The following is a 22,541-nucleotide window of genomic DNA, read 5'->3' on the forward strand; positions in this document are numbered from 1 at the left end:
CCAGTTGCCGCTAAAATCGCCGCAGTCAGGAGAGAGTCGCCCCCGTTGTACCCCAACGCGCAGCGCGGCCGCCGAAGGCGCAGGCTACTGCAGATGCAGCTGCTGAACGCTCAGGCAAAAGGACTGGCCCCGCCGCGCAGCTTAGGCCTGCCGGCGTTCCCAGCTGGAGAGAGGTGGCGCCTGGACGCCATCCACCGAAGGAGCAAGCCCCCAGGCCTCACAGCGGCGGGTGAATCTCTCAGGTAAAGCGGACAGCAGGGCAAACAGCATGCAACCGGCAACGGCTGCATGCCTTGATATTTGCCCTGGAGAGTCCATGTCCGCCAACGCATCCGCCCTGCTGTCCACCCCTTTGAACGCGCTGCACATCGCGCTCGGCGCCCGCATGGTGCCCTTTGCCGGCTATTCCATGCCCGTGCAGTACCCGCAGGGCCTGATGGCCGAACACAAGCACACCCGCACGGCAGCGGGCCTCTTTGATGTCTCCCACATGGGCCAGCTGCGCCTGGTCGGCCCCGACGCCGCAGCCGCCTTTGAAACCCTGGTGCCCGTCGATGTGGTCGACCTGGCCATTGGCAAGCAGCGCTACGGCCTGCTGCTCAATGAGGACGGCGGCATTGTCGATGACCTGATGTTCTTCCGCGTCTCGGAGCAGGAGCTGTTCGTCATCGTCAATGGCGCCTGCAAGGTGGCCGATATTGCGCTGATCCGCGAACGCATCGGCCAGCGCTGCCAGGTGCTGCCGCTGCCCGACCAGGGCCTGCTGGCATTGCAAGGCCCCCAGGCCGCTACCGCGCTGGCCCGCCTGGCGCCCGGTGTTGACAAGCTGGTGTTCATGACCGGCGGCGATTTTGATGTTGACGGCATCGCCTGCTTCATCACCCGCAGCGGCTATACCGGCGAAGACGGCTTCGAGATTTCGGTGGCCGGCCACGAGGCCGAGGCGCTGGCACGCAAGCTGCTGGCCCAGCCCGAAGTGCAGCCCATTGGCCTGGGCGCGCGCAACTCGCTGCGCCTGGAAGCCGGTCTGTGCCTCTACGGCAGCGATCTCGATGCCGCCACCACCCCACCCGAAGCCGGCCTGAACTGGGCCATCCAGAAGGTGCGCCGCACCGGCGGCGCGCGCGCAGGCGGTTTTCCCGGTGCCGACAAGGTGCTCGCGCAGATCGACAACCCCGCCACCCTGACCCGCAAGCGGGTTGGCCTGGTGGCGCAAGAGCGCATTCCGGTGCGCGAGCAGGTCGAGATCCGCAACCTCGATGGCCAGGTCGTCGGCGTGACCACCAGCGGCCTGCTGGCCCCGACCATCGACAAGCCCATTGCGATGGCCTATGTCGAGCCCGCGTTGGCGGCCATCGGCACGCAGCTGCATGCGATGGTGCGCGGCAAAGCAGTGCCTGTCGAGGTGGTGGCCATGCCTTTTGTCCCTCCCCGCTATTTCCGCGGCTAAAGTAGCTGCTGGGTGCGGCTGTCCGCACCCGCCTGAGCACAATTCACACCTACAAAACTGGAGTATTCCTATGACGATCAAGTTCTCCCGCGACCACGAATGGATCAACAGCGCCGACACCAATGCTGCCATCGTCGGCATCACCGTCCACGCGCAAGACGCGCTGGGCGACGTGGTGTTTGTCGATCTGCCTGAAGTGGGCGCCACGTTCAACCAGGGCGATGTCGCCGGTGTGGTGGAGTCCGTCAAGGCGGCCGCTGATGTCTTCATGCCTGTGACCGGCGAGATCGTCGAAGTCAACGAAGCATTGCGCAACGACCCGTCGCTGGCCAACTCCGACCCGCTCAACGCCGGCTGGTTCTTCAAGGTCAAGCTCAGCGATGTGGCCCAGCTTGACGCACTGCTGGACGAAACCGCCTACAACGACTTCGCCGCCAACGCCTGATGGCCCGACCCTGCTGCTGGCCTGCCACGGAAGATTTTGCAGGCCGCCAGCAGGATTAACAGGCCCAGGAGGCTCCGGCCTCCTCCCCTTTTTAGCTTTTCCCCGCTGCCAGCGCTCTTTGATACCGCGCCAGCCCCAACCCCTCCATTTACACCGATCCGGACCATGCTGATGCCCTCCAAAGAGCCCCTTGCCGCGCTGGAAAACGCCAGTGAATTCATCGCCCGCCACATTGGACCGGACCCCGCCGATGAGGCCCGGATGCTGGCAGCCCTGGACCTGCCCTCGCTCGATGCGCTGATCGACAAGGTGCTGCCCGCCTCCATCGTGCGCAGCAAGCCGATGGACCTGCCCGAGCCGGTGACCGAGGCGGCTGCGCTGGCCGAGCTCAAGGCCCTGGCCAGCAAGAACCAGGTGCTCAAGAGCTTTATCGGCCAGGGCTACTACGGCACCCTCACGCCCGGCGTGATTCTGCGCAACATTCTCGAGAACCCCGCCTGGTACACCGCCTACACGCCTTACCAGGCTGAAATCTCGCAAGGCCGCATGGAGGCGCTGGTCAACTTCCAGACCATGGTCTGCGACCTGACCGGCATGCCCATCGCCAACGCCTCGATGCTGGACGAAGCCACGGCCGCTGCCGAGGCCATGACCCTGGCCAAGCGCTCGGTCAAGTCCAAGAGCAACCGCATTGTGCTGGCAGGCGATCTGCATCCCCAGACCATTGAAGTCATCCAGACCCGCGCGCAGCCGTTGGGCCTGGAGGTGCTGGTGGCCAACAGCAAGGACGCATGGGAATCTGCGCTGGCGGGTGAACTGTTTGCCGCCGTCATCCAGTACCCGGCTTCGAGCGGCTGGATCGTGGACTGGAAGGCCGACGTCGATGCGATTCATGCCAAGCAGGCTGCGGCCATCGTGGCGACCGACCTGCTGGCGCTGACCCTGCTCACGCCCCCCGGCGAATGGGGTGCCGACATCGTCGTCGGCAACAGCCAGCGCTTTGGCATGCCGATGGGCGCCGGCGGCCCGCACGCCGCCTTCATGGCCTGCCGCGATGACTACAAGCGCTCCCTGCCAGGCCGCCTGGTCGGCGTCAGCGTCGATGTGCATGGCAACCCGGCCTACCGCCTGGCGCTGCAGACGCGCGAGCAGCACATCCGCCGCGAAAAAGCCACCTCCAACATCTGCACCGCCCAGGTGCTGCCGGCCGTCATCGCCAGCATGTACGCGGTCTACCATGGCCCGGCCGGCCTCAAGCGCATTGCCCAGCGCGTGGCGCGCCTCACCGCCATTCTCAGCCGTGGCCTGACGCAGCTGGGCTTTGCGGCCCGCCACCATGACAGCGCTTTCGATACCTTGTCGCTGCACACCAAGGACGCCACCGACGCCATCCTGGCCCGTGCGCTGGACCAGGGCGTCAACCTGCGCAAGGCCTGGAACGACTACCTGTGCATCAGCCTGGACGAAACCTCCAGCCGCGCCGATGTGGAGCTGCTGTGGCGCATCTTTGCCCAACCCGGCCAGGCACTGCCCAACATCGAGGCAATGGACGAAGGCAGCACCTCGCTGATTCCCGAAGGCCTGCAGCGCAGCAGCGCCTACCTGACCCACCCGGTCTTCAACACCCACCATTCCGAAACCGCGATGCTGCGCTACATCCGCAGCCTGTCGGACAAGGACCTGGCGCTGGACCGCAGCATGATCCCGCTGGGCAGCTGCACGATGAAGCTCAACGCGACCAGCGAGATGATCCCCATCACCTGGCCCGAGTTTGCCAACATGCACCCCTTTGCACCGGCCGACCAGCTGCAAGGCTATGCGCTGCTCGATGCCCAGCTGCGCGAATGGCTGTGCCAGGCCACCGGTTATGCTGGCATCAGCCTGCAGCCCAATGCCGGCTCGCAAGGCGAGTACGCCGGCCTGCTGGCCATCAAGGCCTACCACGCCTCCAAGGGCGAGTCGCACCGCAATATCTGCCTGATCCCCAGCAGCGCCCACGGCACCAACCCGGCCAGCGCGCAGATGGTGGGCCTGCAGGTGGTCGTCACCAAGTGCGATGAGAACGGCAACGTGGACATGGCAGACCTGAAGCTGGCCTGCGAAAAGCACAGCGCCAACCTGGCCTGCATCATGATCACCTACCCCAGCACGCACGGCGTGTTCGAGACCCAGGTGAAGGAGCTGTGCCAGCTGGTACACAGCCATGGCGGCCGCGTCTATGTGGACGGCGCCAACATGAATGCCCAGGTCGGCCTGGCCGCACCGGGCGAGTTCGGCGGCGATGTCAGCCACCTGAACCTGCACAAGACCTTCTGCATCCCCCACGGCGGTGGCGGCCCTGGTGTCGGCCCCGTCTGCGTGGTCGAGGACCTGGTGCCCTTCCTGCCCGGCCATGCCACCGCTGGCGTGCCCGGCAAGGTGGGCGCGGTCAGCGCCGCGCCGCTGGGCAATGCCGCCGTGCTGCCGATCAGCTGGATGTACATCCGCATGATGGGCGAGCCCGGTCTCAAGCGCGCCACCGAGACGGCGATCCTGAACGCCAACTACATCAGCAAGCGCCTGGAACCTCACTTCCCGACCCTGTACGCCGGTGAGCACGGCCATGTCGCACACGAGTGCATTCTGGACCTGCGCCACTTCAAGGACAGCTGCGGCGTGATGGCCGAAGACGTCGCCAAGCGCCTGATCGACTATGGCTTCCACGCGCCGACCTTGTCGTTCCCGGTGCCCAACACCTTGATGGTGGAGCCCACCGAGAGCGAGAGCCTGTACGAGCTGGACCGCTTCATCGATGCGATGATCGCCATCCGTGGCGAGATCGCCGAGATCGAAGCGGGCCGTGCGGCGCAGGATGACAACCTGCTCAAGAACGCCCCCCACACGGCCGAAACCCTGCTGGCCAGCGAGTGGAGCCATGGCTACAGCCGCGAGGCTGCCGCCTACCCCGTGCCTGCGCTGCGCCGCGCCAAGTACTGGAGCCCCGTGGGCCGTGTCGACAACGTCTATGGCGACCGCAACCTGTTTTGCAGCTGCGTGCCGCTGGAAAGCTACGGCACCTCGGCTTAGGTCTTAAGATAGCCTTCGGGCTTCTTCCGAAGCGACCCACCGGGTCGCTTTTTTACGCCTTGGCAACTATCAGCAAAAATCAGCCCGGGACTGCACCCGAGCCCGGAGACTTCTCGGCATGGACACCCTTCTCATCATCGCCATCGGCGCGGCCCTTGCCGGCTTTGTGCAGGGCCTCTCGGGCTTTGGCTACAGCATGACCGCCATGGCCTTGTGGGCCTGGACTCTGGAGCCGACACTGGCGGCGGTGCTCGCCGTGTTTGGCGGTCTGTGCGGGCAGCTCATCCAGGCGTTCAAGGTGCGGCGTGGCTTTGACTGGCGCATGCTCTGGCCCTTCCTGCTGGGGGGGCTGTGCGGCCTGCCGCTGGGCTTGCGGCTGCTGCCGATGCTCGACGCCCAGCTGTTCAAGACGGTGCTGGGCGCGATGCTGGTCATCTTCTGCCCGCTGATGGCCTTCTCCCACCGGCTGGGCGGCATCGCGTCCGGGCCGCTGAGCCAGGGCTCTGGGCGCTCGCTGGCCAATGGCCTGGCGGGCCTGGCCGGTGGCGCCATGGCAGCGCTGGGCGGCTTCTCGGGCGTGGTTCCCACGTTGTGGTGCCAGATCACCGGCATGGCCCGGGACACCCAGCGCCAGGTGATCCAGAACTTCAACCTCACGATGCTGGCCGTCACCTTTGCCAGCTATGTGGGCACGGGCCTGGTGAGCCAGCACATGCTGCCGCAGCTGGCGGTCGCACTGCCCGCCATGGTGCTGCCCTCGCTGTGGGGCGCACGGCTCTATGAGCGCATCAGCGATGTGGCCTTCAAACGCGTCGTGCTGGGCCTGCTGACCCTGGCCGGCCTGGCCATGCTGGCCTCCAGCTGGGCTGGAGCTGTTGCATCGAGGTGACAGTCGCACCCGGCTGTTCGGGAGACGAACAGACCCACTCCTATAACAATTGTCAGAGTGTCTCCGTTGCGCTGAGAATCCCCCCCGCCAGCCCCCGATAATCCAGTCGGCCCCTTTCCCGCCCAGGCAGCCCCAATCCCTGCGCACCCGGCCGTGCGCCTGGAACCGGGCACACCTCTGCCCATGCCCGCACCGCACACCCAGACCCTTTTGCCCGCTGAAGGAATGGACTCCAATGGCCCTGCCCTGGAGTCCATGGCTGCGGGTGCGCGCGGGCTCAGTACCTACCTGGTGATGCTGATGCTGGCAGCAGCCCTGCCGATTCTGGCCGCTGGCATCTACACGGTGCAGCATGTCGCGCAGTCCTACCGGGACAGCAGCCTCAACCGCATGCTCGACATCACCAGCAACCTGGGCCAGGCAGCCGAGTCGGACCTGTTGGGCCGGGCAGCGATGCTGCAGTCGTTTGCAGCGGACGGCAACTTCTCCTCTGCGCAGAGCCTGGACCGGTGGTTGCACCTGACAGGCATGGGCACGGCCAGCAGCCTGGCGCTGCTGCGCGAAGGCCAGGCCCAGCCGGTCTTGGCGTCCTCCGGAGCGCCAGCGCCCCTGCCGGCCCAGCAGGCGCTGGCCGAGCGGGCCCTGCACAGCAGTGCACCGGTGTTCTCGCAACTCTTCTTTCAGAACGGCATGCCCGCCGTATCGATGGCCGTGCGCGCCGGACCCGCCTCTGCCCAGGTGCTGGTGCTGACCATGCCACCGGCCGAGGCGGTGAGCATCGCCCCCAGCCAGACCAGCGACGGTGTGCTGATCGCCATCACCGATGGTGAAGGCCGGATTCTGGCGCGCTCGGCGCAGGCAGAGCGGTTTATCGGCACCACCGTTCCGGACTGGGCGCGGCTGCAGGCCGTCCATGCCCGCCGCGGCAGCTTCGAAGCCCAGCGTGCCGACGGCGGAGAAGTGATCTTCAGCTTTTACCAATTGCCCAGGACGCCAGGCTGGGTGGTCGTTGCCGGTGAGCCGCTGGAGGACTTCAATGCCCGCTGGCAAACGCCGGTCACCCACATCGTGCTGGCCAGTCTGATGGCGCTGGCCATTGCCGGCCTGCTATGCGCCTGGGTCTCGCGCCAGCTGCTGCGCCCCATCCGGCAGCTGACGGTCAGCACGCGCACCGGCGCCTCCTACGCTGCCGCGACCGGCGGTGGCCAGGTACTGGTGGTGCAGGAATACGAAATCCTGCGCCAGAGTCTCAGCCGTGCGCGTGCGCGTCTGGAATCGGCACTGGCCGCACAAAAGCAGGTGGCAGCCGCGCTGGCCGCCAGTGAGCAGCGGGCCCGCACCTTGGCCCATGCCGGCGCCTCGGTACAGTGGAGCCTGGATGCCAAGGGCCGTGCGCTGTCGATCGTCGGCTGGGAGGCGCTGGGTGGCGCGCCCGATGCACAAGCACTGCAACTGGGCTGGCTGCGCCAGGTCCACCCCGAGGATGCCGAGCAGCTGCAGCGCCAGGCAGCGCAACTGCTGACGGACCATGGCCACACCTTGGATGTGGAGCTGCGTTTGCGCACCCGCGATGGCACCTGGCGCTGGATGCGCGCACGGGGAGCGGCGATCCTGGATCCGCAGCAGCGCATCAGCGAATGGCTGGGCGTGCTGGAAGACGTCGACGACCGCAAGCGTGCGCAGGCCGAAGTGGCCTATCTGGCGCTGCACGACCCGCTCACCGGTCTGCCCAACCGCAGCCTGCTGCAAAAGCCGATCCGCACCCAAGGTGGCACGGCAGGGGCCTTGCTCTACCTGGACCTGGACCGCTTCAAGCAGGTCAACGACACGCTCGGCCACGCCACCGGAGACGCACTGCTCTGCGCAGTGGCAGAGCGCCTGCGCGAGCTGCTGCGTGACACCGACCTGGTGGTGCGCATGGGTGGTGATGAATTCTGCATCGTGCAAAACGCCTCGTCGGCGCAGGCGGCCGCAGGCCTGGCGCAGCGTGTCATTGACCGGCTCAGCGCCGACTATGAGATCGAGGGACAGCGGGTGAGCATCGGCGTGTCCGTGGGCATTGCCTTGTTGACCCAGCCTTCTGACACCCAGGATCCCGACAGCCTGCTGCGCAAGGCGGACATGGCGCTCTACCAGGCCAAGCAGCAGGGCCGGGGCCGCTATGCGTTCTACACCGAGGCGCTGGGCAGCGGCAGCCGATAACACGCCCGCCCCCTGCGCGCTGAAACGAAAAAGCCAGCACTGCGGCTGGCTTCTCAGTGCAACGCGCGCAGACTACCGGCCTCGGATATAGGTGTTCACCGCGCGGTTGTGTTCATCCAGGCTCTCGCTGAAGTGGCTGCTGCCATCGCCCCTGGCCACAAAGTACAGCGCCTTGGTGTTTTCCGGCTGGATGGCGGCCATCAGCGAGGCCTTGCCGGGCATCGCGATGGGGGTGGGCGGCAGGCCAACGCGGGTGTAGGTGTTCCAGGGCGTATCGGTCTGCAGATCGCGCTTGCGCAGATTGCCGTCGAATTTCTCACCCAGGCCATAGATGACGGTGGGATCGGTCTGCAGCAGCATGCCGATGCGCAGCCGGTTGATGAACACCCCTGCCACCATCGCCCGGTCTTCGGCCTTGCCGGTTTCCTTCTCGACAATGCTCGCCAGGGTCAGCAGGTCCTGCGGCGTTTTGAGAGGGCTGTCGGGCGGGTTCAGCGACCAGACCGCTTCGAGCCGCTTGTCCATCGCCAGCATCGCGCGGCGCATCAGCGCCAGATCGCTGCTGCCTTTCGAAAATGCATAGGTGTCCGGGAAAAACCGGCCTTCGGCGGGCAGATCAGGGCGGCCCAGCGCAGCCATGATCTCCTCGGGCGTCATCGCTGCACTGTCGTGGCGCAGATGCTCTTCCCTGGCGATGGCCGCGCGCATCTGGCGCAGGTTCCAGCCCTCGACAATGGTCAGCACGCGCTGGCTGTCTTCGCCGCGCACCAGGCGTGCGAGCAGGCTGCGCGGTGAGGTGCCGGCAGGTATCTCATAGTTGCCGGCGCGGATCTTGCGGTCCTGGCCCGAAAGGCGGAACCACCAGTACAGCAGATCGGGGTTGACCTCGATGCCCACCGCTTGCACCGCCTGGGCCACCGCACGCGGCGAGGTGCCGGGCTCAATCTCCAGCTCTACCGTCTGGCCGCCCTTGCCCAGCACCAGCGGGTGGTTCAACCAGAAATAGGCAGCGCCGGCTGTCGCCAGCACCACCACCACGATCAATGTCAATAAACGCTTCACAACCCTACCGCCTCCGTGCCATGGATCGAGCATCATAATTCACCCCATGACTCAAGCATTACAGGGACACCTTTCGCTGCAGCATTTGGGCGTGATCCGCGCCGAGGGCGCCGATGCTGCCAGCTTTTTGCAGGGCCAGCTCAGCCATGATGTGCAGTTGCTGCCCGTGGGCCAGGCCCGGCTGGCGGCCTTTCTGTCGGCCAAGGGCCGCATGCAGGCCAGCTTCATCGTCATCAAGCGCAGCGCCGAAGAGTTCTGGCTCATCACCAGCCGAGATGTGCTGCCCGCCACGCTCAAGCGCCTGTCGATGTTTGTGCTGCGCGCCAAGTGCAAGCTCAGCGATGCCACCGAGGCCGTGCAACTGCTGGGCCTGGCCGGCGATGCCGTTCCCGCCGAGGCACGCAAGCTGGCGCCCTGGCAAGTGCTGGCGCTGGACGATGCCTCCATCGTGCGGCTTTACGCCGCCGAAGGCGAAAGCCGCGCTTTGCTCGCGGCGCCCGCAGCCAGCGCCCTGCCCGCACAGATCACTGGCAGCCCCACGATCACCGCTGCGGCCTGGCAACTGTCCATCGTGCAAGCCGGCGTGCCGCTGATCACAGCGACCGTGGTCGATGCCTTTGTGCCGCAGATGCTGAACTTTGAATCGGTCGATGGCGTGAGTTTCAAGAAGGGCTGCTACCCCGGCCAGGAAGTGGTGGCACGCAGCCAGTTCAGAGGTACGCTCAAGCGCCGCATGTACCGCCTGGCCTCGGCTGCGCAGCCCCAGCCCGGCCAGGAGGTCTTTGCCGCCAACGACGACAGCCAGCCGGTGGGCACCGTGGTGCAATCGGCCGCCAGCGCATCGGGCTTTGAGGCGCTGGTGTCGATGCAGATTGCGGCGGCCAGCGCGCCTCTGCACCTGGGAAGCAGCACCGGCGCGGCTTTGCAGCTGCTCAGCCTGCCTTATGCGCTCAAGGAAGACATCTGATTTGTGATCGCTTATGACAGCGGTAACCGTCTGCTTCATCACAAATACGACAATTTCTCAGGCAAAAACGCCGCCACTGCAGCCGTTACAGAATTTTTATGGCATTTGCGCCGTAATTTGCTAAAATTGAGTGACTTTGCGAGCAGGAGCCTTCCAAAAAGCCCTGTGAGCCTGACGGAACAACTACTCAAGCGCATCTTGACCATCACACTTGCCGGGTCTGGGAAACCAGACCCGGCTTTTTATTGGCCAAGTTATCAGGCCTCTGCATAGGGCCATTGGCGCTATGCAGGGATCGGTCCGTCAGCGCAGGGTTTTCTGCATCGAGATGTGGGCAATGCCCGCTTCCTCATAGGGCTCGCCCACCACACTGAATCCCGCACGCAGGTAGAAGCTCTCGGCCGTGCGCTGCGCATGCAGCTCGACCTGCCGCTTGCCCTGGCGATCGGCGGCATCCACCAAGGCATCGAGCACCTGGCGGCCCAGGCGGCCACCGCGCAGCGGCTTGGCCACGGCCATGCGGCCAATGCGCATCACATCGGCACGGTGTTCGTTCTGCGCGCTGGGCAACATGCGGCCGGTGGCCACGCACATGTCCAGACCATTGAGCGCCACCGCATGCAACGCGCTGACATCAAAGGCATCGGCCTCGATCTCGGCGGGAATGCCCTGCTCTCGCACAAAGACCTGCATGCGCAGGCGCATCGCCTCCTGGCCCAGCACATTCCAGCTGCCGGTTTTCAGCGTCACCATGTCGTCGCCCGCTTCAAAGCGCTGCACCATGCTGCGGTAAGCCTGGGGCAGTGGCTGGGGCTGCTGCGCAGCATCGGCAAACACATAGACCATGGTCGCCGTGGCCAGCAGCTTGTCGGCGCAATAGATCGCCGCCTCGTACTGCACCGAGGTGTGGCCCAGCTTGGCCACGCGCAGGCCGATATCGATCACATCATCCAGGCGGGCCGAGGCATGGAACTCGAGCTGCGTGGCACGCAGGAACAGCTCGCCACCCAGGCGCTGCATCCCTTCCTCGTAGGGCACGGCCAGCTGGCGCCAGTACTCGGACATCGCAATGTCCACATAGCTCAGGTAGTGGGCGTTGAAGACCACCTTCTGCAGATCGACCTCGGACCAGCGCACGCGCTGGCGGCTGCGGCAGCGAAAATCGGAAAGGCTTCGGGCGGGGGTCTCGAACAGGATCTGGGAAGAGGAGCTCATGGTCTTTTCTGGATTCAACATAGGGGCAATCTGGCGGCGGTCTGGCAGCGGTCCTGCTCAGTCAAACGCAGCCCGCAGCGCCTGGGCCATCTGCGCATGGCAGGCCCGCGCTTCCTTGAGCGCGCGGCCCATTTTCACAAACTCATGGGCCACGCCGGCATAGGTGTGCAGGTCCACCTCGATGCCGGCTGCGCGCAAGCGATCGGCATACATGACGCCCTCGTCCACCAGCGAATCGCATTGCGCCAGGTGGATGCTGGCCGGCGCCAGGCCGCGCAGATCCGGCGCCAGCAAGGGCGCAAAGCGCCAATCTTCGCGGTCGGCGAGCGAGCGCAGGTAGTTGCTGAACATCCAGCTGATCATCGGCTTGGTCAGGATCGGGCCCTCGCTGTAGCGGGCATGCGAAGGCGTATCTTGGTGGGCTGCGCAACCGGGATAGATCAGCAGCTGCAAGGCCAGGTCGATACCGGCATCGCGTGCCAGGATCGCGTTGACCGCCGCCAGGGTGCCACCTGCACTGTCGCCCCCCACCGCCACACGGCCGGTATCGGCCCCCAGCGCCATGCCTTCGGCCACCAGCCACTGCAACGCATCCCAGGCATCGTTGCTAGCGGTGGGAAAGCGGTGCTCGGGCGCCAGGCGGTAGTCCACCGAGACGACCATGCAGCCCGCTTGGTGCGCCAACTCGCGGCACAGCGTGTCATGCGTGTCCACGCTGCCGATCGTAAAGCCGCCACCATGGGTGAACAGCAGCACCGGTTGCAGCGGATCCCAGCTGGCGGCATAGAGCCGCGCCGGTATCTGAAAACCATCGCGCGCAGGGATGTGCAGATCCTCGACGCGGGCCAGCGCGGGCTTGGCAATCTCCAGCACCCCTGCGCCGATGCCGTAGGCCTGGCGCGCCTGCTCCACCGTCATCTCCCACAGGGGGGTGTGCTGGGCGCGGGCCATGCGCTCGACCACGCTGCGCATCGTGGGGGTCAGCTCTGCGACCACATCGGCAGGCATCGGCAGTTCGGCGGGAAGATGGGCTTTGGAGCGAGGTGAAGCGTCAGACATACATCGTTGCCCGGCCAGCAGGCAAGGGCGCAATTCAGGGACAAGGCCGGATGATTATCGGCCATTGCCCATTCACGACGGGGCATCTCGGTCACCCATGTTTTAAGGTCCTGCCAACGCGGCAGAGCCCTGCTTCACCGCTGCCCAAGGCCGCCCGGATTTACTCGAAACGCAGCTCCACCGGCTGCGCACCCTCCAAGCCCTTGTACTCCACCCGGATCTGCTGGCCGGGCTGCGGCGGCATCAGCGCCGAGTAGGACCCCAGGCTGATCCAGTCGCCCACCTTGAGCCGCTGGCCTTCGGCCTGAAGGGCCTGCGCCAGCCAGACCACGGCGTTGAGCGGCTGGCCCATCAGATCGCCGCCACGGCCGCCGCCCAGCCGCGCGCCGCTCTGGTCGGTGATGTCGACCTGCATGCTCTGCAGCGCATTCAACAGCGCGTAACGCTCGGCCCGGAATTGCGGCACCGCCAGTGCCTGGCCCATCACACCCATGCGCGCACCCACGTTGATGGCCTCAACGGCCGCGCCATCGAGCTGGGCGGGGTTCTCCACCACCAGGTCAGGCAGCTCCACAAACGGGACGATGCGGTCAATGTGGTTGAGCACCTGCAGCGGCGTTGTCGCGCGGTTGATGGCGCTGCTGGAGACGCGTACCAGCATGTCCGCCTCAAACATCGGCCGCGCGCCAAAGGCGGCGGGCACCGCACTGCGGTTGGGCAGCAAGGCCCCCTCGTACAGCACACCCCATACCGGCTTGTCGGTCTGAAAGCGTTTTTGCATGGCCGCGCTGGTCAGCCCCGCCTTGTAGCCAATGGGCTTCTTGCCCTGGGCTGCCCAGGCGGCATGGAGCTTGTTGCGGCTGCATTTGCCATCGGCCTCGGTCATCGCACCCGCCGACGGCACGGGCTGCTTGGCCTCATAGGCCTGCAGCCACTGCGCGACCTGTGCGTCATCCAGGCAAGCGGCCTGGGCCAGGCTGCTGCAGGCAGCCAGGCAGGCGGCCAGCCAAAGTGGGGAGCGGCGAATACGCAAAGCTGGGTGCATCATCCAAAGTCTCCTGTTCCAAGAACCTGTTCCGAATGCGGTTTTGTAGACCGCCCCGGGCACCAACATACCACCCGCATCGACAGGACTGACTAGGGAAAGCGCGCAGCCTGCGCGGCCCACCGACCCTCCGCCTGCTTTTGCTTGATGCAGGTCATGCCGCCATAGCCACAAAGCAACAGACGCTATAGTATTTGCGTAACCACCCGGCGACAGGAGACCCAAGATGCGCAGCGTGTATGAGCCCGCCAATGCCGTGCAAGCCCATGTTCTGCAGGACGTGCTGCGCCAGCACGGCATAGCCAGTTTTGTCAGCGGTGAGCATCTGCAAGGCGCAATCGGCGAGCTGCCAGCGGGCAGCCTGCTGCGTTTGTGGGTCGATGAGGCCGACTGGTCCGCTGCTCGCCGCGCGTTGGAGGAGTGGGAGCGTGCCCCGCTGATCGATGACGCCGAGCTGGCCCGGGCCGACCCCAGCCTGGGTGAGCAGCCGCCGTCTGCGCCCGCGCACGATGGTCGGTTGGATTCGCGCTTTGACCTGGCCTGCGACCCAGGTGTGCGTGCCGCTTCGCAGCGGGACGGCGAACAAGAAGCCTACAGCGACGCCCGGCGCTGGTATCCCTGCTGGTGGGCCGGCGGCGCGGCGCTGTTGGCGCTGTGTCTGCACTACCTGCTCGGCGGCGTGCCTCAGGCGGATACCACGGGCGATGCGGGTGCTACGGAGCAGACCCGGCAAGCCCCCGATACCGCATCCGCCCACAGTGAACGCGGGCAAGCAGCACCCACAGGCAGCCGATGAACGGCAGCGGTTGCAATGCGCCTCAAGCGGGCTGTCCCGGCCTCCGCTGACGTTGCAAAGTATCAAATACCGATACCAATCCGGCATAAAAACCTAGCAAGCAACCAAATATTGGCATCTGCTGCAGCGCGATGCCGACAATCGCGCCATCGCAAATCGCAGCAAGCCCGCATGCATTCTGGGTCACCAATGGCCAAAACGGCAGCGCGCCAATGCGATGATGGCGACCGAGGAGAACGAGAGAGATATGACCGCCCCCATTCCAGCGCCCCTGGCCCCTGAGTTCAGCGCCCTGTCCACACTGCCGGACTTGTTTGCCTACCGTTGCAACAACACCCCCGAGCGCGAAGCCTACCGCTGGTTCGATACCGCGACGAATGCCTGGCAATCCTTCAGCTGGGCCGATATGCAAACCAAGGTGGCCCTGTGGAGCCAGGCGCTGCACGGCCTGCAGCTGGCGCGTGGCGCACGCATTGCCACCTTGCTGACCCACAGCGTGCATGCCATCTGCATCGACCAGGCCGGTATGGCCCAGGCCTGCGCCACCGTGCCGCTGCATGCCAATGACAACCCCGGCAATATCGCCTTTATCCTGGCCGATGCCGGCGCCTCGCTGCTGCTCATCAACCGCCTGGAGACCTGGGAGCAGATCGTGGCCACCGGCACGCCGCTGCCGGCACTGCGCTGCGTGGTGATCGACGACCCCGAGCAAGCAGCCATCCCCGTCCAGGCCGGCAGCGATGGCCTGGCGCGCGTGGTGCGCTTGCAGGACTGGCTGGCCGAGGCCGATGGCAGCAGCCCCCGCGCGCAGGCCCCACAACCCCCCCAGGCTGAGGACATGGCCGCCATCGTCTACACCAGCGGCACCACCGGCAAGCCCAAAGGGGTGATGCTCAGCCACCGCAATGTGCTGAGCGACGTCAAAGCCGTGCTGGGCCGTGTGGTGCCCACGCAGGACGATGTCTTTCTGTCCTTTCTGCCGGTCTCGCACACCTTTGAGCGCAGCTGCGGCTACTACCTGCCGATGGCAGTCGCGAGCACGGTGGTCTATGCCCGCTCGGTTGCGCTGCTGGCCGAGGACATGCTCAGCATCCGCCCGACCATCCTCGTGTCGGTGCCTCGCATCTACGAACGCATCTACGCGAAGATCCAGGAAAAGCTGGCCAAGTCGGCGTTCAAGCGCGCGCTGTTTGCGGCCGCCGTTTCCAAAGGCTGGGCCCGCCACTGCGCGGCCCATGGTCTGGTGAACACCGACCCCCCGCAAGGCGGTTGGGCGCGCTGGCTGCCCTGGCCGCTGCTGCAGAAAAAAGTGGCCCAACCCATCCTCGATTTGTTTGGCGGCCGGCTGCGCATCGCGGTGACTGGAGGCGCGGCCATTCCCTCGGTGGTATCGCACAGCTTTTTGGGCCTGGGGCTGAATGTGCTGCAAGGCTTTGGCATGACCGAAACCTCGCCGGTGCTGACCGCCAACTCGTTGCAGCACAACGACCCCTCCACCGTGGGCAAGCCGCTCGACGGTATGGAAGTGCGCATTGGCGAGAACAAGGAGCTGCAGGCACGCGGCCCCAACATCATGATGGGCTACTGGGGCCGTCCGGAAGACACACGCCAGGCCTTCACCGAAGATGGCTGGCTGCGCACCGGTGACCAGGCTGAGCTGGTCGGTGGCGAGGTGCGCATTGTGGGCCGCATCAAGGAGATCATCGTCACCGCCACTGGCGAGAAGGTGCCGCCCTCGGACATCGAGCAGGCGCTTTGCGCCGACCCGCTGTTCGAACAGAGCTTTGTCGTCGGTGAGCACCAGCCCTTTATCGCCTGTGTGGCCGTGGTCAACCGCGAAGAATGGAAGCAACTGGCCGGCAGCCTCGGCCTGGACCCGGACAACAGCGTCAGCCTGCAGGCCAGCGCCGTGCGCAAGATCGCGCTCGAGCGCATTGCTGCGCAATGCCAGGGCCTGGCCAAATATGCGGTGCCGCGTGCGGTCTACCTGGTCACCGAGCCCTGGACCATCGACAACGGCCTGATGACCCCGACCCTGAAGCTGCGCCGCCCCCAGCTGATGCAGAAGTTCGCCGCCGAGATCGCGAACCTCTACGCGAAGTAAATCGCAGCGCCGAAATGCAAAACCGCCGATGCCCTCTGCAGGCATTGGCGGTTTTTGTATCTCTGCTGCAGAGGGGTCTGGGTTGCAGAGCTGCTGGTACGGTCCGGCGCTTACTTCTTGGGGAAGTAGTAGTTCAGCAATGCGCCGGCACCATCGACACCTGCCTTGGACGACCATTCACGGGCGAACTTCTCGCCCATCAGATCCAGCGCGCGGCGCAGTTCGTAGGAAGGCTGGCTGATCTTGGTGCCATGCTCGACCAGCACCTTCTGCGCCGCATCGTCGGCATCCTTGGCCAACTGCCAGCCGCGCGCTTCGGCCTGTTTGGCGGCAGTGTCCAGCGCCGTCTTGGCGCTGTCGGACAAGCCCGTCCAGCTCTTCTCGCTCATCAGGATCAGGTTCTTCGGAATCCAGGCGCGCATGTCGATGAAAATGCCCATTGCGTTCCAGGACTGGCTGTCCACGCCGGTGGTACTGGATGTCAGCATCACATCGACCTTGCCTGCCTGGATGGCCTTGGCCAGATCGTTGGCAGGGGTGTCCACCGGGGTTGCGCCCGCCACCTCCGCGATGTACTTGGAGGCAACATTGTTGACGCGGAATTTCTGGCCCTTGACGTCTTCGAGCTTGTTCACCGGCGCGCGCGAGAACAGGCCCTGGCCCGGCCATGGCGCGGTGTAGAGCAGGCGAATGCCTTGCTTTTTCAGCAGTGCCTCAATCGGTTCACGCGTGGCTGCCCACAGGCGCTTGGCATCGTCAAAGCTGCGCACGATAAACGGCAGCGAATCGATCGCGAAAGCCGGGTACTGGTCGCTGAAGTTCGACATGAAGATCTCACCGATCGCCAGATCGCCCTTGCTGAGCGCAGGCATCACCTGGTTCATCGGCATCAGCTTGGCGTTGGTGACCACCTCGATCTGCAGCCCGCCCTGGCTCAGGCCATTGGCTTCACGGGCGAACTGCGTCAGGTTGCGGGTGTGGAACAACGCGTCGGTGTAGGCGCCAGCGCATTTGAGCGGCGTGGCAGCCGCTCTGGCCATATGGGGAAGCGACCCGACCAGCCCGGAGCCTGCCGCCAGGCCCATGCGGGCGAGCACTTTGCGCCGGGACGGACTGGCAAGCGTTTCGTTGGTGTTGTGATCTGCCATATGACGATTCCTTGGTATCTGAGCCAGGCATCCCCCATTCCGGTGGATGCTGCAGGCCGCATGTGTACTGAAAAGCCCCACAAAGAGCAAACGCTGCCCGCAGCCCCATGGCGAGCCATGCGACGCATTCAGCAACCGTGCCATTCGATTTATTTGGTCACTAACGTCACAAATTTTGTGAGGAGGCGACGCAATCTATCTTGGCCTGCGCAACAAAGCAATCGCTATCGATCACCGGTGAGACATTGCTTGATGCAAGTCAGTTGTTGCCGCGCCAGAAGTTGGCGATGACTAGCATTTAGTCACAGCACACACTTTCTGAAACTACAAAAATAATAGCTGCTTTCCTCCCCTCCGAGGGACGAAAGCAGCCATTTTTTAGCGGATAGATGTATGCGCCCCACAGCGGGACTTCAACGGCAGCGGCCGCTCTGTGCATCGCCACCCCGGCAGGTTGGCAGCTGCTCGCCTGCCGCGCCGCGAGGCATGCGGCTCAGGCTTCAGGCTGCCAGCGCGGCATTCAGATCCTGCGCGCGGTAGTACTGGCCAAAGCGGTTGGCGATGAAGTCGGACAGCGCGATCGATTCTTGCGCAATGAAGCCCTTCTGTGGCAGCACCCCGCTCGCGACCAGATCGAGCGCGCAGCAGATACCGGCAGCGGTGGTCAGCTGGATGGCAGTGAGTGCATGGCCGGCCACCGTGGTGCCCACAATACGGGCCGAGTAGGACTCCTGCATCAGCCGCTCACCCTTGTAGCCCGTGGCGCTGGCAAAGATCACGATCACATCCTGGCGCGTGGCAGCAATCGCGTTGTCAAAAATCTCGTTGAGCAGTTCGCGCTTGTCGCGCAGCTTGAGCTCGTTGAGCAGGATCTTCAGGATCGCGCAGTGGCCGGGGTAGCGGATGGACTTGTAGTCCACATTGCGCGCCTTGCCGGCCCAGGTTTCCGTCAAGGTGCCCAGGCCGCCGCTGGTGTTGAAGGCTTCGTACTCGATGCCATCCAGCGCAAAGGTCTCCAGCCCTTCGAGGGCATGCACCGTCAGAGGCTGGCCATCGACCAGCGCCTCGCAGGGGTTGATGTACTCGTTGATCAGGCCCTCGGTGCTCCAGGTCAGGTTGTAGCGCAGGCTGCCTTGCGGGTAACGGGGCAGCGCACCGACGCGCATCTTCAGGTCATGCAAGGTGTCGAAATGCTTGGCCACGTCGTTGCCCACAATGCCGATAAAGCCAGGAGCCAGGCCGCACTGGGGCATCAGCACGCTGCCGGCCTTGGCGGCGATCTTGCGGATCGCATGGGTGGACTGCACATCTTCGGTCAGGTCAAAGTAATGCACGCCATGTGCAGCGGCAACGCCGGCGACTTCGATCGCCATGTGGAAGGGCAGCGCATTGAGCACCGCGAACTGGCCTTGCACGGCCGGCAACAGATCACCGCCCTTGCCAATCTGCACCGTCTCCAGACCCAACGCGGCAGCGGCCTTGAGCTGTGCCTTGGACTGGTCGGCAATGCGCAGCTGGTAGCCGCCCGCCGCCTGCAGCAGCACGGCCATCGCAAAGCCGATTTTGCCGGCGCCCAGGATGGTCACTTTCTTGTCGGCGGCGGCCTTGGTGGAATTGGCTTGGACGGACTTTTTGCTGGTTTTGTCGTTCATGGTTGGCTCTCTGATCAGGGTGAATGATGGAGAAATGTTACAACCAGGAATTGTCAAAATGAACATATTAAAGCGTCATATTATTTGTTTTTGCTAGCCATTTCGGCAATATTTCACGACACATCAACCAAAATAATGGTTAACCCGTAGGTTAATGTGTCGCAAATCAGGGGTTTCGTTGCCCCAGGCACAATGGGCGGCTCGCACTCACTCCATCCTCTTTTTCCGCTATCCGTATCCAAACCATGGCCGATTCCGCATCCAACAAAGTTCTTCGTTTTCTGCTGGCACGCGACATCCTCAAGGGCAAGTCGCGCGAAGATCTGTTGGCCAAGCTGGAGGCTGCGGGTTTCAATGGCGAACATGCCGAGCTGTTCATCGCCCAGGCAGAAAAGCGTGTGCTGTCACGTAACCGGCGTTGCGCCGTCATTTCGGCGGTGGTCGTGGCCGTGTTGCTGGGCCGCGTGGTCTGGGGGCCTTATGCCAACAACCCCGACATGCTGCTGCTGCTGGGCGTGATGGCCGCCATCTTTGCGGCGGCCGGTTTTTACTTCTGGTTTGTCGCGCGCTGGCAGGCGCCGCTGCCCAAGGCCAGCGCTTCATAGCATCTACATGCATTCAGTTACAGCATAGGCGCACCTGAACGCTAGCTCCCGCTGGTATGTCAGGCCGATAAAGCAGCGCATCGGGTGGTGTACGTTGGTGTTGGCGTGCGCTCGCTTGCTGCCAAAAATTGCACCCACCACCCTCCCCGGCTTTGTTCTGCGCCGATAATGCGCTGTCGCGGACATGACATAGATCAAGCCGTGCCTCTCCCCAGCCCATGCGATGGGTCTGCCGGGCTTTACGGCCCCAGGCCCGCCATCCGCCCGCCCACGGCGATGCAGCGATTCGCATAACTCAATAGTTACAATGGATAAACACAACACGCGACCCGGCTTGGTTTCCAAGGCCTGGCTGCTTCTTCTGGGCCTGTGCCTGCTGGCCTCGGGCCTGTTCTTTGCTGTCTATGGCTACCAGTTGGTGGCGCTGCAAGGCAGTTGGTATTTTCTGATCAGCGGCATGGCGCTGGTCCTCTCGGGCCTGCTGATTGCCGCCGCGCACCCCGGTGGCGCCTGGCTGTATGCACTGACCTTGCTGGCAACGGCGGTCTGGGCCGTAGCCGATGTGGGCCTGGATTTCTGGCCGCTGGTCTCGCGCCTGCTGCTGCTGGCCGGCATCGGCATTCTGGTCGCGCTGTCCTTCCCGGTGCTGCGCCGTGCACGCGGCCAAGCGGCTGGCAAGACGGGCTCCACCGTGGTGGCCGGCCTGCTGCTGCTGGGTTGCCTGGCGACCGTGGGCGGCATGTTCCTGCCCCATGCCTCGGTGTCGGCCAAGTCGGATGCGACCGTGCTGCAACCGGTGGCCAAGGGCCAGGCGCCTGCTGACTGGGCGCACTATGGCAGCACGCCAGGCGGTACCCGCTTTGCGGCGCTGGACCAGATCACGCGCAGCAATGTCAAGGATCTGCAGCTGGCCTGGAGCTACCAGACCGGTGATGTGCCGGTGAGCCCTGGCGGCGGCGGTGCCGAAGACCAGCTGACCCCGCTGCAGATTGGCAACCAGGTCTTTGTCTGCACCCCGCACAACAATGTGATCGCGCTGGACGCGACCACCGGCAAGGAACTCTGGAAGACCGAGATCAATGCCAAGCAGAAAAAGTGGATGCGCTGCCGTGGCCTGGCCTATTTTGATGCCGCCCAGCCGCTGAGCCAGCCCACGGTGGCCGGCGCAACGCCGGTGCAGGCCGTGAGCGTGGCGCCTGGCGCCGCCTGCCAACGCCGCATTCTGATGAACAGCGTGGCGCCTGAGCTGATCGCCCTGGACGCCGACACCGGCGCCTTCTGCGAAGACTTTGGTACCCACGGCCGCGTGGACCTGCGCAATGGCATGGGCAAGGGCGCTGACAAGGGCGAGTACTACCCGACCTCCGCCCCCACCCTGGCCGGCACCACCATCGTGATTGGTGGCCGCGTGGCCGACAATGTCAGCACCGACATGCCTGGCGGCGTGGTGCGTGGCTTTGATGTGGTGAGCGGCGCGCTGCGCTGGGCCTTTGACCCGGGCAACCCTGACGACCAGACCGCCCCCGCTGACGGCAAGACCTATGTGCGCTCGACCCCCAACGTCTGGGCACCGATGTCCTACGACCCGCAATCCAACACCGTGTTCATGCCTGTGGGCAGCGCGGCGGTGGACCTCTGGGGTGTGAAGCACACCGCGCTGGACCGCAAGTACGGCGCCTCGATGCTGGCCGTGGATGCCAGCACCGGCAAGGAAAAATGGGTCTACCAGACCGTGCACGATGACCTCTGGGACTTCGATGTGCCGATGCAGCCTTCGTTGGTGGACTTCCCCGGCGCCGCCGGCGGCAAGAACACGCCTGCGCTGGTGTTCGGCACCAAGGCCGGCCAGATCTTTGTGCTGGACCGCGCGACCGGCCAGCCCCTGACCCAGGTGGAAGAGCGCCGCGTGCCTGCCGGCAAGATCGAGGGCGAAACCTACTCGCCCACCCAGCTCTTCTCGGTCGGCATGCCCAACATCGGCGCTGACGACATGCGCGAATCCGACATGTGGGGTGCAACGCCGTTTGACCAGCTGCTCTGCCGCCTGAAGTTCAAGTCCAAGCGCTACACCGGCCTGTTCACGCCGCCGGGCACCGATGCATCCTTGAACCTGCCCGGCTCGCTGGGTGGCATGAACTGGGGTGGCATCTCGGTCGATCCGACCAACAACTACCTGTTCATCAACGACATGCGCGTGGGCCTGGAAGTGCAGCTGATCAAGGCCGACCCGGCCGATGCCGGCGCCAAGTCCGACGGCAACGAAGCCGCTGCGATCACCAAGCCTGTGCCGCTGGATGGCACGCCTTATGCGATCAATGCCAAGGTGCGCTTCATGTCGCCACTGGAGATCCCTTGCCAGAAGCCGCCTTTTGGCACACTGACCGCCGTGGACCTGAAGACCCAGCAGATCGCCTGGCAAGTGCCGGTCGGCACCGTCAAGGACACGGGGCCCTTCGGCATCAAGATGGGCCTGCCTATCCCCATTGGCATGCCCACCATTGGTGGCACCATGGCCACGCAAGGCGGTCTGGTCTTTATCGCCGCCACGCAGGATTACTACCTGCGCGCCTATGAAACCGGCACCGGCCAGGAAGTGTGGAAAGCACGCCTGCCCGTGGGCAGCCAGGGCACGCCCATCAGCTACCAGTCGCCGGTGACGGGCCAGCAGTTTGTGCTGGTCTCGGCAGGCGGTGCACGCAACTCGCCTGACCGTGGCGACTATGTGATCGCCTACGCGCTGCCACGCCGCTGATCCGCTTCGGCCTCAGCCGCCCGGTGCAAGACTTCCCGCCAGGGAAGGCCTTCACCGGGCTTTTTCATGCCTGCGCGCAACGCA

General features: G+C 64.8%; 17 protein-coding genes and 2 riboswitches. Of the genes, 11 read left to right on the plus strand and 6 right to left on the minus strand.

The annotated features are described in order from the left end of the window. Positions 1–16: 16 nt before the first annotated feature. Positions 17–136: riboswitch (glycine riboswitch) on the plus strand. Between the two features lie 17 nt (positions 137–153). Further along, a riboswitch (glycine riboswitch) is annotated at positions 154–265 on the plus strand. A gap of 51 nt (positions 266–316) precedes the next feature. The 5 genes from gcvT to AB7A72_RS00160 all read left to right on the plus strand — a co-directional run bounded on the left by gcvT (position 317) and on the right by AB7A72_RS00160 (position 8,052). After that, complete coding sequence (gene gcvT / locus AB7A72_RS00140; protein WP_369458645.1) at positions 317–1,450, plus strand: glycine cleavage system aminomethyltransferase GcvT; 1,134 nt, start codon at positions 317–319, stop codon at positions 1,448–1,450. Between the two features lie 70 nt (positions 1,451–1,520). Continuing rightward, positions 1,521–1,895, plus strand: a complete 375-nt coding sequence (gcvH, locus tag AB7A72_RS00145; protein WP_239811658.1) for a glycine cleavage system protein GcvH — start codon at positions 1,521–1,523, stop codon at positions 1,893–1,895. A gap of 165 nt (positions 1,896–2,060) precedes the next feature. Further along, positions 2,061–4,961, plus strand: coding sequence for an aminomethyl-transferring glycine dehydrogenase (gcvP, locus tag AB7A72_RS00150; protein ID WP_369458646.1), 2,901 nt, complete (start codon positions 2,061–2,063; stop codon positions 4,959–4,961). Positions 4,962–5,079: 118 nt separating this feature from the next. Next, positions 5,080–5,850 carry a sulfite exporter TauE/SafE family protein gene (locus AB7A72_RS00155; protein ID WP_239811656.1) on the plus strand — a complete coding sequence of 257 codons (771 nt, stop codon included), beginning with the start codon at positions 5,080–5,082 and terminating at the stop codon, positions 5,848–5,850. Positions 5,851–6,033: 183 nt separating this feature from the next. Then, positions 6,034–8,052: a diguanylate cyclase domain-containing protein gene (locus AB7A72_RS00160; protein ID WP_369458647.1), complete on the plus strand. Its 2,019-nt coding sequence runs from the start codon at positions 6,034–6,036 to the stop codon at positions 8,050–8,052. A 72-nt stretch (positions 8,053–8,124) separates the two neighbouring features. Here the strand turns inward: AB7A72_RS00160 and mltG are convergent, their stop codons facing one another. Then, positions 8,125–9,150, minus strand: coding sequence for an endolytic transglycosylase MltG (gene mltG / locus AB7A72_RS00165; RefSeq protein WP_369458648.1), 1,026 nt, complete (start codon positions 9,148–9,150; stop codon positions 8,125–8,127). A gap of 10 nt (positions 9,151–9,160) precedes the next feature. On the opposite strand from mltG, the gene ygfZ reads away from it, so the two are divergent. Both ygfZ and AB7A72_RS00175 read left to right on the plus strand, forming a co-directional pair. Next, on the plus strand, positions 9,161–10,081 hold the full coding sequence (ygfZ, locus tag AB7A72_RS00170) for a CAF17-like 4Fe-4S cluster assembly/insertion protein YgfZ (protein ID WP_369458649.1): 921 nt from the start codon (positions 9,161–9,163) through the stop codon (positions 10,079–10,081). Positions 10,082–10,084: 3 nt separating this feature from the next. After that, positions 10,085–10,354, plus strand: a complete 270-nt coding sequence (locus tag AB7A72_RS00175) for a hypothetical protein (protein WP_369458650.1) — start codon at positions 10,085–10,087, stop codon at positions 10,352–10,354. 30 nt (positions 10,355–10,384) lie between these two features. Here AB7A72_RS00175 and AB7A72_RS00180 read toward each other — a convergent pair whose 3' ends face one another. From AB7A72_RS00180 to AB7A72_RS00190, 3 genes are all read right to left on the minus strand, one after another. Then, on the minus strand, positions 10,385–11,296 hold the full coding sequence (locus tag AB7A72_RS00180) for a YbgC/FadM family acyl-CoA thioesterase (RefSeq protein ID WP_369458651.1): 912 nt from the start codon (positions 11,294–11,296) through the stop codon (positions 10,385–10,387). A 57-nt stretch (positions 11,297–11,353) separates the two neighbouring features. Further along, complete coding sequence (locus AB7A72_RS00185; RefSeq protein WP_455423816.1) at positions 11,354–12,304, minus strand: alpha/beta hydrolase; 951 nt, start codon at positions 12,302–12,304, stop codon at positions 11,354–11,356. Positions 12,305–12,515: 211 nt separating this feature from the next. Next, the gene (locus tag AB7A72_RS00190) at positions 12,516–13,403 is read right to left on the minus strand and encodes a 2-keto-4-pentenoate hydratase (RefSeq protein WP_369458652.1); all 888 of its coding nucleotides are present in this window, start codon (positions 13,401–13,403) and stop codon (positions 12,516–12,518) included. 223 nt (positions 13,404–13,626) lie between these two features. Here AB7A72_RS00190 and AB7A72_RS00195 point away from each other — a divergent pair, with 223 nt between their 5' ends. Continuing rightward, entirely contained in the window at positions 13,627–14,196 is a 570-nt protein-coding gene (locus tag AB7A72_RS00195) for a putative signal transducing protein (RefSeq protein ID WP_369458653.1), read from the plus strand. Positions 14,197–14,443: 247 nt separating this feature from the next. Next, complete coding sequence (locus AB7A72_RS00200) at positions 14,444–16,300, plus strand: AMP-dependent synthetase/ligase (protein WP_369458654.1); 1,857 nt, start codon at positions 14,444–14,446, stop codon at positions 16,298–16,300. Positions 16,301–16,410: 110 nt separating this feature from the next. Here AB7A72_RS00200 and AB7A72_RS00205 read toward each other — a convergent pair whose 3' ends face one another. Then, a complete protein-coding gene (locus AB7A72_RS00205) occupies positions 16,411–17,448 on the minus strand; it encodes a TRAP transporter substrate-binding protein (RefSeq protein WP_239811647.1) in 1,038 nt (345 codons plus the stop codon). 500 nt (positions 17,449–17,948) lie between these two features. After that, positions 17,949–19,100: a saccharopine dehydrogenase family protein gene (locus AB7A72_RS00210; protein ID WP_369458655.1), complete on the minus strand. Its 1,152-nt coding sequence runs from the start codon at positions 19,098–19,100 to the stop codon at positions 17,949–17,951. 245 nt (positions 19,101–19,345) lie between these two features. Between AB7A72_RS00210 and AB7A72_RS00215 the strand changes: the two genes are divergently transcribed. Both AB7A72_RS00215 and AB7A72_RS00220 read left to right on the plus strand, forming a co-directional pair. Next, positions 19,346–19,705, plus strand: a complete 360-nt coding sequence (locus tag AB7A72_RS00215; RefSeq protein WP_369458656.1) for a hypothetical protein — start codon at positions 19,346–19,348, stop codon at positions 19,703–19,705. 307 nt (positions 19,706–20,012) lie between these two features. Further along, positions 20,013–22,457 carry a membrane-bound PQQ-dependent dehydrogenase, glucose/quinate/shikimate family gene (locus tag AB7A72_RS00220; RefSeq protein WP_369458657.1) on the plus strand — a complete coding sequence of 815 codons (2,445 nt, stop codon included), beginning with the start codon at positions 20,013–20,015 and terminating at the stop codon, positions 22,455–22,457. Positions 22,458–22,541: the final 84 nt, after the last annotated feature.

The organism is Comamonas sediminis (assembly GCF_041107495.1).
In the GTDB taxonomy this organism is placed as follows: Bacteria; Pseudomonadota; Gammaproteobacteria; order Burkholderiales; family Burkholderiaceae_C; genus Comamonas; species Comamonas sediminis.